The 10,092-nt window shown below is 65.5% G+C and carries 10 protein-coding genes; 7 read left to right on the top strand and 3 right to left on the bottom strand.

Translation table 11 applies throughout. The features are described from left to right. Positions 1 to 167: 167 nt before the first annotated feature. From CO669_RS30320 to CO669_RS30310, 3 genes are all read left to right on the top strand, one after another. A complete protein-coding gene (locus CO669_RS30320; RefSeq protein WP_097665344.1) occupies positions 168 to 1,145 on the top strand; it encodes an ABC transporter substrate-binding protein in 978 nt (325 codons plus the stop codon). Between the two features lie 55 nt (positions 1,146 to 1,200). Continuing rightward, a complete protein-coding gene (locus CO669_RS30315) occupies positions 1,201 to 1,503 on the top strand; it encodes a DUF1330 domain-containing protein (RefSeq protein ID WP_245444577.1) in 303 nt (100 codons plus the stop codon). Between the two features lie 219 nt (positions 1,504 to 1,722). Next, positions 1,723 to 3,435: a sulfatase-like hydrolase/transferase gene (locus CO669_RS30310; RefSeq protein ID WP_097665324.1), complete on the top strand. Its 1,713-nt coding sequence runs from the start codon at positions 1,723 to 1,725 to the stop codon at positions 3,433 to 3,435. A gap of 159 nt (positions 3,436 to 3,594) precedes the next feature. Here CO669_RS30310 and CO669_RS30305 read toward each other — a convergent pair whose 3' ends face one another. Continuing rightward, positions 3,595 to 5,154: a glycine betaine ABC transporter substrate-binding protein gene (locus tag CO669_RS30305; RefSeq protein WP_097665312.1), complete on the bottom strand. Its 1,560-nt coding sequence runs from the start codon at positions 5,152 to 5,154 to the stop codon at positions 3,595 to 3,597. Beyond that, positions 5,151 to 5,933, bottom strand: coding sequence for an ATP-binding cassette domain-containing protein (locus tag CO669_RS30300; protein WP_097665308.1), 783 nt, complete (start codon positions 5,931 to 5,933; stop codon positions 5,151 to 5,153). Before CO669_RS30300 ends, CO669_RS30305 begins: the two co-directional genes overlap by 4 nt. Before the next feature lie 133 nt (positions 5,934 to 6,066). On the opposite strand from CO669_RS30300, the gene CO669_RS30295 reads away from it, so the two are divergent. Both CO669_RS30295 and CO669_RS30290 read left to right on the top strand, forming a co-directional pair. Further along, positions 6,067 to 6,885 (top strand): ABC transporter ATP-binding protein, encoded by an 819-nt coding sequence (locus CO669_RS30295; protein WP_097665285.1) that lies wholly within the window; start codon positions 6,067 to 6,069, stop codon positions 6,883 to 6,885. Further along, positions 6,885 to 7,673 carry an ABC transporter permease gene (locus tag CO669_RS30290; protein WP_097665268.1) on the top strand — a complete coding sequence of 263 codons (789 nt, stop codon included), beginning with the start codon at positions 6,885 to 6,887 and terminating at the stop codon, positions 7,671 to 7,673. The genes CO669_RS30295 and CO669_RS30290 overlap by 1 nt, the downstream gene beginning before the upstream one ends. 45 nt (positions 7,674 to 7,718) lie before the next feature. Here CO669_RS30290 and CO669_RS30285 read toward each other — a convergent pair whose 3' ends face one another. Then, positions 7,719 to 8,168 carry a cupin domain-containing protein gene (locus tag CO669_RS30285; protein ID WP_097665261.1) on the bottom strand — a complete coding sequence of 150 codons (450 nt, stop codon included), beginning with the start codon at positions 8,166 to 8,168 and terminating at the stop codon, positions 7,719 to 7,721. A gap of 137 nt (positions 8,169 to 8,305) precedes the next feature. Here CO669_RS30285 and CO669_RS30280 point away from each other — a divergent pair, with 137 nt between their 5' ends. Both CO669_RS30280 and CO669_RS30275 read left to right on the top strand, forming a co-directional pair. Continuing rightward, entirely contained in the window at positions 8,306 to 9,331 is a 1,026-nt protein-coding gene (locus CO669_RS30280; protein WP_198964341.1) for an ABC transporter substrate-binding protein, read from the top strand. 30 nt (positions 9,332 to 9,361) lie between these two features. Continuing rightward, positions 9,362 to 10,066 (top strand): NUDIX hydrolase, encoded by a 705-nt coding sequence (locus CO669_RS30275; protein ID WP_097665201.1) that lies wholly within the window; start codon positions 9,362 to 9,364, stop codon positions 10,064 to 10,066. Positions 10,067 to 10,092 lie beyond the last annotated feature (26 nt).

The raw sequence follows: 10,092 nt of genomic DNA, 5'->3' as shown, positions 1-10,092 counted from the left end.
ACTTCCTCGCAGCCGTTCTGCTCGCCGCCACCCGTCTATGGGCTAGGTTTGAGTCCACTACCTAGAGCCTTGAGGCCTGTTTCTTCCGAATTTGGATTGGCAGGTTCCGCGGCTTGCGCATACATTCGCGCACATATTTGAACTCGATATTTTGACAGCACTTGAAGATGGATCGACGCACATTTGTTCTCGCGGCCGGCGCCGTGCCGCTCTGGCTTTCGCAGGCTCTTGCGCAAACCTCCCGTCCCGCGATCGGTTTGCTGGCCAGTGGCTCGCCCGAGACCTTCGCCACCGTCGTCACCGGATTTCGCGAGGGGCTGAGCGCCGCCGGGCTGGCCGAGGGGCGCAATGTCGCGATCGAGTATCGCTGGGCGCAGGGTCAGTTCGATCGCTTGCCCTCGCTTGCCGCGGAGCTCGTCCAGCACCAGGTCGGCGTCATCGTCACGATGGGCGGCAATGTCTCGGCGCTCGCGGCCAAGCGGGCAACGTCCGCCATCCCGATCGTCTTCCTGACCGCGGATGACCCGGTGTCCTCGGGCCTGGTGGACAGCTTGAGCAGGCCTGGCGGCAACGTCACGGGGGTGACCTGGCTTGCGGCCGAACTCGGCGCAAAGAACCTGGAGCTGGCGAGCGAATTGTTGCCGAATGCCGCGACCATCGGTGTCCTCGTCAACCCCAACCGTCCGACCGCAGAGGCTCAGCTCGAAAGCGCCAGAAGCGCGGCCAAGGCGATCGGCAAGACCGTGCTCGCGTTCAAGGCGGGCAACCGGGACGACATCGACAAGGTGTTCGCGGATATCGGGCCGGCGCACGTCGATGCGCTGTTCGTCACGGTTGACCCGGTCTTCATCGTCAATCGCGTTCAGATCATCGAGTCCGCCGCAAAGCAGCGGGTGCCGACGCTGTATTTTCAACGCGAGTTCGTCGATCTGGGTGGCCTGCTGAGCTACGGCGCCAGCGCGCAGGACGCCTCGCGCCTCGTCGGAGGCTATGCGGCACGGATCCTGAAGGGCGCCAGGCCGGCCGATCTTCCCGTTCAGCGCTCGACCAAGATCGAGACCATCGTCAATCTCAGGACGGCCAGAGCCCTCGGCATCACGATTCCTCCGACCCTGCTGGCTCGCGCCGACGAGGTCATCGACTAGGCGGTCGGCCCCGCCACCGGTCCGGCAGACGCGGCATACAGTCCCTGTTCATCCCATGGAGGTGATCGAAATGGTGGCCTACGTGATTTTCGACGTCGAGATCAGCGACCCCCAGCAGTATCAGAGCTTCATGGTGGGCGTGAAACCCGCGCTGGAGGCGGCGGGAGCGCGATACCTGGCGCGCGGCGGGGCTCACAAGGTCTATGAGGGAGATTGGAATCCCCGCAGGATCGTCCTTTTGGAATTCCCGTCGGTTGCCGCCTGGGAAGGGTTTTACAAAGGCGCCACCTATCAGGGCCTGAAATCCATCCGGGACGCCTGCAGTTCCGCCCGGCTGGTCAGCGTGGAAGGCCTTTAGCCGAACCTCCTGGCGGGGCGGCGGGCCGGCCTGACCGCCGACATCCAAGCGAAGGTCGGATCACCGCGCACGTTGCCTGTCCTTGACCGTTCCGTTACAGTTTTATGACACGGTGCAGGCTTCCGGCTGCACCGGACGCTTAGCCGCCCTCTTTCCACCCTTGGGCCGGCCAGACGGCTAGGCATTACATTGTGCCGGACCAGCTGTTGCGTGTCGTCGATGGCGTCCGCGCCCAATCCAGGTCCTTCTGCCACCACCGCCGTGCTGGCGAGCGTCGCCGCGCTCGGCATCTGGCGGCTGCTTGCCGTCGCCGCGCCGCATCTGGCCGCGCTCGCGCTGATGTACCAGACCGAGACCGATTTCGGCTCGCGGCTCTCCTTTGCGCTCGCCTGGGGCATCCTCAACTTCTTCTGGATCACGCTGCTGCGGCGGCCGGCGCTGTCGGGCGCGCTGTCGCTGACCATGGTCGTGGTGCTGGTGCTGCTGTCGCGGCTCAAGCACGACGTCGTCCAGATGACGGTCAACTTCATCGACCTGATGATGATCGACCGCGACACCGTGGCGTTCCTGTTCACGATCTTCCCGAATTTGCGCTGGTCGGTCATCCTGGCCGGCCTCGTCACGCTGCCGCTGATGTATGCGCTGTGGTGGCTCGATCCGTTCCGCATCCGTCGCCTGCCTGCGTTCGCCTGCAAGCTGGCCTGCCTTGCCGCGCTGGTCGGCTATTCGCTCTATCATCCGGACGAAGCCTGGCGCGGCTATTACGACGATGGCTATTTGTCGAAATTCTTCCGCTCCGGCGTCAGCTCGGTCTCCGACTTCGTGCAATACGGCTTCATGGAATCGGCCGCCGCGAGCAACGAGCGGCTCAACGTGCCGCTGGTCGATTCCTGCCATCCTGCCGGACGCCGGCCGAACATCATCATGATCCATGATGAATCGAGCTTCGACATTCGCGCCGCTGATGGCATCAAGGTGCCGCAAGGCTATGGCAGCCATTTCAAGTCCTGGGACGGCAAGCAGCGCACGTTCCTGGCCGAGAGCAATGGCGGGCCGAGCTGGTTCACCGAGTACAACGTGTTGGCGGGGCTCTCCTCGCGCTCGTTCGGCCGCTTCGCCTATTTCGTGACCCGCATCGCCTCCAATCGCGTCGAGCGCGGGCTGCCGCTGGCGCTGCGCCGTTGCGGCTACGACACGATGTCGCTCTATCCCGCCTATGGCGGCTTCATGGCCGCCCGCAGCTTCCAGATGACGACGGGCATCGAGCGCTTTTTCGACTCCAAGGATCTCCACGCCAAGGACGTCGAGCCCGACAGCTTCTTCTACGGCAAGGCGCTGCAGCTGATGGGCCAGCAGCCGCCCAACAAGCCGCTGTTCACCTTCATCTATCTCGGTGCCAATCATTTCCCCTGGGAGACGCGCTTCCGCCCCGAGCTGCTGCCGAACTGGCGCGCGCCGGGCAACGTTGCGTCCATCGACGAATATCTGCGCCGGCAGGCGATGAGCGCCGAGCAGTACAAGGCGTTCGTCGCGGGCCTCAAGAAGACCTTTCCCGGCGAGCCCTTCCTGATCGTGCGTTATGGCGATCATCAGCCGGAATTTGCGCCCGCCATCCTCGAGCCCGGGCTCGACGAAGGCGCCATCGGCAAGAAGCTCGACGCCTACGATCCCCGCCTCTACGCGACCTATTACGCGATCGATGCCGTCAATTTCGAGCCGGTGAAGAGCGACGCCGTGATGGACACGATCGACGGCCCCTATCTGCCGCTGGTGATCCAGGAGGCCGCCGGCATCCCGCTCGACCCCTCCTTCGCCGAGCAGAAGGAGATCATGCTCCGCTGCAAGGGCATCTTCTACGGCTGCAAGGACGGCGCCGAAGCGCGCCGGCTGAACCGCCTGCTGATCGAGGCCGGGATGATCCGGGGACTGTAGACTCTCGCCTGGATCGCGGGCCGTCATTCCGAGATGCTTACCAAGCGGCGAAAAGCCGTAGGGTGGGCAAAGCGAAGCGCGCCCACCAATTCTTAAGACGTGGGCACGGCGCTTACGCGCCTTTGCCCACTCTACGAAATCCCGGCTACGAATCCCGACCTACCGCGCGCCCACCTTCTCCCACAGCCATCTCGCCACCGCATCCGGCGACGAGTTCGCGTCATTGCCGCTGGCGCGCAAATTCGCCTCGCGCATGGTGGCGATGTCGATCTTGCCGAGCAGCGGCCGGAGCGCCGCCTTGAGCCGCTCGTCACCGGCGCGTTTCGGCGCCAGCAGCAGGATCGCATCGTAGGGCGGGATCGCATGTTTGGGGTCGTCGAGTGCGACGAGGTCGTATTTCGCGATCAGGCCGTCGCTGGTATAGCCGGCGATGACGTCGACCTCGCCGCTGGCAACAGCTGCATACATGAAGTCCGGCTGCATCTGGCGCTGGGCGCGGAACGAGAGCCCATAGGCCTTTTGCAGCGCCGCCCATTCGGGGCGCGAGAAGAATTCGTAGTCGCCGGCAATCGACATCGTCGAGGCATGTGCGGCGAGATCGGCAATGGTGCGGATGCCGAGCGCCTCGGCCTTCTTCTTCGGCATCACCAGCGCATAGGCGTTCTCGAAGCCGAGCTCGCCGAGCAGGGTGATGTCATCCTTGGCCAGCGCGGTCTTCAGCTCCGCGACCAGCTCGGCGCGCGGCTTGATGTCGGTGCGATGCAGCTGGTTGGCCCAGAGCGTGCCGGAGTAATCGACATAGAGATCGATGTCGCCGGCCTTCAACGCCCCAAAGATCACGCTTGAGCCGAGGCCCGAGCGCGCCGTCGCGGACAGGCCCGCCGCCTGGAGGCGGTCCCTCATCAGCGCCGACAGCACATATTGCTCGGCAAACGTCTTGGCCCCGACGACATAGCCCTGCGACGAGCGCCCCATCGTCGGCACCAGTGTTGCCGCGACCAGCGCCGCGATGCCGATCGCGCCGAGCCCGGTGCGCAAGCGGCTGCGCTGGCGCAGGCCGCTCTCGATCAGGCCGAGCAGCTGGTCGACGGCGAGCGCGAGCAAAGCCGAAGCAAAGCAGCCGAACAGCACGAACACCCAGTTCTGGGTCTGCAATCCCGCGAAGATGTAATTGCCGAGGCTGGTCTGCCCGATCGGCGTCGACAGCGTCGCGGTGCCGATCACCCACACCGCGGCGGTGCGGATGCCCGCCATCATCACCGGCAGCGCCAGCGGCAGCTCGACCATCACCAGCGACTGCCGCGGCGTCATGCCGACGCCCTTCGCAGCCTCGATCAGCGCGGGATCGATGCCGTTCAGCCCGGTGATGCCGTTGCGCAGCACCGGCAGCATCGAATAGAGCGCCAGCGCCAGCATCGCCGGCAGGAAGCCGAACGCCGAGAACGATACGCCGAACCAGGCCAGCGTCACGGATGCGGCGAGCAGCAGCAGCGGATAGAACAGCGCGAGCAGCGCCAGACCGGGCACAGTCTGTACGGTGCTGGCGATCGCGAGCAGGATGGTGCGCGGCGCCGGGCGGTTGCGCGTCAGGATCGCCAGCGGCAGGCTGATGGCGAGACCGAGCGCGAGCGCGGCGAGGCTCACCCGCACATGATTGCCGAGATAATCGGGCAGATGCGTGAGCGCCTCGCCCCAGCGCGGATCGGCAAGGAAGTTCATGCCGCACCGCCCGTCGGCAGCAGCGCGTTCAACCGCTCGACCTGGCGGCGCGGTGTGCGCAACAGCTCGAGCACGTAGGAATCGGTGCTGTTCGAGAGCTCGGCGGGCGTGCCCTGCGCGAGCAGCTGTCCGCCGCGCATCACCGCTATGCGGTCGGCGAGGAGGATCGCCTCCGTCATGTCGTGTGTGATCATCACGGTGGTCAGGCCGAGCCTGCGATGCAGCGCGCGATAGTCGTCGCCAAGCGCGTCGCGGGTGAGGGGGTCGAGCGCGCCGAACGGCTCGTCCATCAGCACGATGCGCGGCTTCGCGGCCAGCGCGCGCGCCACGCCAACACGTTGGCGTTGGCCGCCGGAGAGCGCCTCCGGCAAGCGATCGCGATGCTCGGCGCGGTCGAGTTGCACCAGCGCCAGCAATTCATCCACACGCGCTGTGATGTCCGCAGCCGGCGCGCCCAGCAGTCTCGGCGTGATCCCGATATTGTCGGCGACGCTTAAGTGAGGAAACAATCCGCCGCTCTGGAACACGTAGCCGATCCGCCGGCGCAGCGCGACCGGATCGACATTCTGCACGTCCTCGCCGTCAACCGTGATGCTGCCGCCGTCGGCCTCGATCAGCCGGTTGGCGAGCCGCAGCAGCGTCGTCTTGCCCGAGCCCGAGCCGCCGACGATGGCCACGAACTCGCCCTCGGCCACGTCGAGCGACACGTCATTGACGGCCCGCAGCGAGCCGAAGCTCTTGGTGACGTGGGCATAGCCAATCATCGGCCTGGACGGCATCGGGCAGGGGCTCGCTTCGCTGCCCCGCCCGTGGAGGGAGGGGATCACCAGGCCATGCGTAGCACGCTTGGCCGGTTGATTGAACTTGGCCGCGCGAGCGGCTAAGGCATCAGGCGAAATTCGGAGGAAGCAGATGTCGACGCCCACGGCAGTGGCGCTGGAGGATGCCAAGGTCGCGTTCCGACTCGGGGACGGGCGGGTCTATACGGCGGTTGAGAAGGCCCATCTTGCGGTTGCCCAGGGCGAGTTCGTCGCCATTGTCGGCCCCACCGGCTGCGGAAAATCGACGCTGCTCAACGTCGCGGCCGGGCTGCTGAAGCCGGCCGCCGGCAGCGTCAGCATCTTCGACCGGCCGCTGGCGGGGCTGAACCGGGAGGCCGGCTATTTGTTCCAGGCCGACGCGCTGTTCCCGTGGAAGACCGCGCTCGACAACGTCGCGATCGGGCTCGAGATCAAGGGCACGCCGCGCAGTGAAGCGCTGCCCCGGGCGCAGCAATGGCTGACCTCGGTCGGCCTCGGTGCCTTCGCGAACCGCTACCCTCACATGCTCTCGGGCGGCCAGCGCAAGCGCGTGGCGCTGGCGCAGGTGCTGATCCGCGATCCGAAAATCCTCCTGATGGACGAGCCGTTCGGGCCGCTCGATGCGCAGACGCGCCAGGTGATGGGCAATCTGCTGCTCGACCTCTGGAGCGCCGACCGCAAGGCGGTGCTGTTCGTGACCCATGATCTGGAAGAGGCGATCGCGCTCGCCGATCGCGTCGTGATCATGTCGGCGGGCCCGTCCTCGCGCATCATCGGCGACTGGCGGGTGAGCCTGCCGCGACCGCGCGACATCTTCGAGGTGCGGCTCGACAAGCAGTTCCACGAGCTCCATCGCGAGATCTGGGGCGTGCTCAAGGACGAGGTGATGAAGGGCTACGCGCAATCCACCCAAGCGGCGGAGGCGGTCTGATGTCGCGCCCGACGCTGTTTGCGCTGCAAGCGCTGGTCGCGGTCGTCTGCATCGTGCTCTGGCAGGTGCTGACGACCGTCCCCGTATTCGGCAAGATCCTGCTGCCGCCGTTCTTCTTCTCCAACCCGCTCGACGTGTTCAGCCAGATCGTGAAATGGTTCTCGTCCGGCGTGATCTGGAAACATCTCGGCATCACGCTGGTGGAATCGATCCTGGCCTTCGTGATCGGGTCGCTCGGCGGCGTTCTCGTGGGCTTCTGGTTCGCGCGCCAGCCGCTGGTCGCCGCGGTGTTCGACCCTTACGTCAAGATGGTCAACGCGCTGCCGCGCGTGGTGCTGGCGCCGATCTTCGCGCTGTGGCTCGGCCTCGGTATCTGGTCCAAGGTCGCGCTCGGCGTGACGCTGGTGTTCTTCATCGTCTTCTTCAACGTCTATCAGGGCGTCAAGGAGGTCAGCCGCACCGTGCTCGACAACGGCCGCATGCTCGGCATGAGCGAGCGGCAGCTGATGCAGCACGTCTATTGGCCCTCGGCGCTGTCGTGGATGTTCTCCTCGCTCCACACATCGGTCGGCTTCGCCGTGGTCGGCGCCGTCGTCGGCGAATATCTGGGATCGGCCGCGGGGCTCGGCTATCTCATCCAGCAGGCCGAGGGCATGTTCGACGTCGCCGGCGTGTTCGCCGGCATGTTCGTGCTGTCGGCCTTCGTCATCCTGATCGACTATGGTGTCACGCTGGTCGAGCGACGGCTGCTGGTCTGGCGGCCGACCGCGTCGGACGGGCGAGGATAGTCGAATAGGGGCCCGCGCACCGGCGCGAGCCCGTTTTCCGAAGGCTCAATCCAGCAGCTTGGTGTCGTCGGGCGCCTGCGGCGGTGTCTTGATCGCAATCGCCTTGACCTGTCCGCTGATCGGCTTGGTGCCGCCATGCGGCGTGCCTTTCGGAATGATGACGAGGTCGCCCGGCTTCACGGTGACCTCCTTGTCGCCGAGCCAGATCGTGCCGGTACCGTCCAGGATGTACTGGATCTCGTTGGTGTTGGGATGCATGTGCTTGGGCACATTGCCGACCTGGATCGAGATGGTGGCACCGTCGGCGCTGGCGAACATTTTCGAGCGGTAGCCGACATTGTTGGCGGCTCCGAGGGCCTCGCCCTCCATCTCGCCGGTGTGGATGATCTGCGCGGTGATGTTCTCGGCGGCCAGCGCCGGCCGGAGTAGCTGGTTGGCGCCGCATCCGGCGGCGAAGGCGGCGGCGATCGACAGCCCGGCAACAAGGCGATTCATGGATGATCCTCCCCATCGATAATTATTGTTGTCTGGGCATGCTATTGCGTCGAATGGCCGATGACCAGTGCCTCCGGCAGCGCTTCTCAAGCCAGCCATGCTGCTCTATGGTGCCGCCGGCCGAACGGAGGAGACCAATGAAGAACACGATTGCCAGGCTCGCCGGTGCGCTGCTCGCACTGACGCTCACCACCGGATTTGCCGCGGCGCAAAGCAAGGTTACCATCGCGGTCGGCGGCGGCTCCTGCCTGTGCTATCTGCCGACGGTGCTGGCCAAGCAGCTCGGCGAATACGAGAAGGCGGGCCTCAATGTCGAGCTGGTCGACCTCAAGGGCGGCTCGGACGCGCTGAAAGCCGTGCTCGGCGGCAGCGCCGACGTCGTCTCCGGCTATTTCGACCATTGCGTCAATCTGGCCGCCAAGAAGCAGGAGCTGCAGTCCTTCGTGGTCTATGACCGCTATCCCGGCCTCGTGCTGGTGGTCGCGCCCTCGCGCACCAACGACATCAAGTCGGTCAAGGACCTTGCCGGCAAGAAGGTCGGCGTCAGCGCGCCCGGTTCCTCCACCGACTTCTTCCTGAAATACATGCTGAAGAAGAACGGCGTCGATCCCACCAGCGCCGCCGTGATCGGCGTCGGCCTCGGCGCTACCGCGGTCGCCGCGATGGAGCAGGGCCAGATCGATGCCGCCGTGATGCTCGATCCCTCCGTCACCGTGCTGCAGGGCAGCCACAAGGATTTGCGCATCCTCTCCGACACCCGCACCCAGAAGGACACGCTCGAGACCTTCGGCGGCGAATATCCGGGCGGCGCGCTGTATTCGACGGCGGCCTGGGTTGCCAAGCACGAGAAGGAGACGCAGGCGCTGACCAACGCGATCCTCGCCACGCTCGCCTGGATCCATTCGCATTCGCCTGAGGAGATCATGGCGAAGATGCCGGAGGAGACGGTCGGCAAGAACAAGGAGCTCTATCTCGCCGCGCTGAAGAACACGATCCCGATGTACTCGGAGACCGGCAAGATGGACCCGAAGGGCGCGGACGCCGTGCTCGCCGTGTTCAGCATCGGCTCGCCCGAAGTGGCCAACGCCAAGATCGACGTCAGCAAGACCTTCACCAACGCATTCGTCGAGCAGGCCAAGAAGACGACGGGGAACGCCAAATAGCAGACGCAAAGGCGTGATAATCGTCGTCTCATGACATCACCGATCATTCATCGCGTCACGACGCTCGATCTTGCCGTGCGGCCGCTCGTCTGGCCGTTCGCCGAGGAGCGTCGCGACGAGATCGCGGCGCACTTCGCCGAGAAGCAGCGCGAGCGTCCGAAGATCTGGAACGGCCGCGTCCTGCTCGGGCGGGATCCCGTGTTCACGGGCGGCCATTTTTCGTCGACCTATTTCGTGACCGATTTCGCAAGCTTCCTCGCCTGGCGCGACTGGGGCTTTCCCGGCCCCGCCGTGTTCAACGGCTTCGGCATGGGCGCGCTGCGCACGTCCGACGGCGCCTTTGTGATGGGCGAGATGGCGGCGCACACCGCCAACGCGGGCCGCATCTATTTCCCCTCGGGCACGCCTGATCTCGACGACGTCAGGGATGGCACGCTCGACATTCCCGGCAGCGTCGTCCGCGAACTCGAGGAGGAGACCGGCCTGACGGCGGCGGATTTTCAGGCCGAGCCGGATTGGCACTGCATCGTCAGCGGTCCCACGATTGCGATGATGCAGGTGCTCAACCTGGATATGTCCGGCGAGGAGGCGCGCGCCCGGATCGAGGCCAATCTCGCCCGCGAGGATGAGCCCGAATTGTCGGCCATCCATCTCGTGCGCGGGACGAGTGATCTCAGGCCGACCATGCCGCGATTTGTCACGGCCTTCGTCGAGCAGCAGTTCGCCTCGCGCTGATGCGCAAGGCTTGACATCCCTGCGCT

Source organism: Bradyrhizobium sp. Y36, assembly GCF_002531575.1.
Classification (GTDB): domain Bacteria; phylum Pseudomonadota; class Alphaproteobacteria; order Rhizobiales; family Xanthobacteraceae; genus Bradyrhizobium.
The sequence above is the reverse complement of the archived record's forward strand: the minus strand, read 5'-3'. Positions and strand labels throughout refer to the sequence as shown.

Excerpts from the sequence above, each read along its gene's own strand:
- CO669_RS30295 (WP_097665285.1), top strand. The coding sequence starts at position 6,067 with ATGTCGACGCCCACGGCAGTGGCGCTGGAGGATGCCAAGGTCGCGTTC.
- CO669_RS30290 (WP_097665268.1), top strand. The coding sequence starts at position 6,885 with ATGTCGCGCCCGACGCTGTTTGCGCTGCAAGCGCTGGTCGCGGTCGTC.
- CO669_RS30305 (WP_097665312.1), bottom strand. The coding sequence starts at position 5,154 with ATGAACTTCCTTGCCGATCCGCGCTGGGGCGAGGCGCTCACGCATCTG.
- CO669_RS30280 (WP_198964341.1), top strand. The coding sequence starts at position 8,306 with ATGAAGAACACGATTGCCAGGCTCGCCGGTGCGCTGCTCGCACTGACG.
- CO669_RS30275 (WP_097665201.1), top strand. The coding sequence starts at position 9,362 with ATGACATCACCGATCATTCATCGCGTCACGACGCTCGATCTTGCCGTG.
- CO669_RS30310 (WP_097665324.1), top strand. The coding sequence starts at position 1,723 with ATGGCGTCCGCGCCCAATCCAGGTCCTTCTGCCACCACCGCCGTGCTG.
- CO669_RS30300 (WP_097665308.1), bottom strand. The coding sequence starts at position 5,933 with ATGCCGTCCAGGCCGATGATTGGCTATGCCCACGTCACCAAGAGCTTC.
- CO669_RS30315 (WP_245444577.1), top strand. The coding sequence starts at position 1,201 with ATGGAGGTGATCGAAATGGTGGCCTACGTGATTTTCGACGTCGAGATC.
- CO669_RS30320 (WP_097665344.1), top strand. The coding sequence starts at position 168 with ATGGATCGACGCACATTTGTTCTCGCGGCCGGCGCCGTGCCGCTCTGG.
- CO669_RS30285 (WP_097665261.1), bottom strand. The coding sequence starts at position 8,168 with ATGAATCGCCTTGTTGCCGGGCTGTCGATCGCCGCCGCCTTCGCCGCC.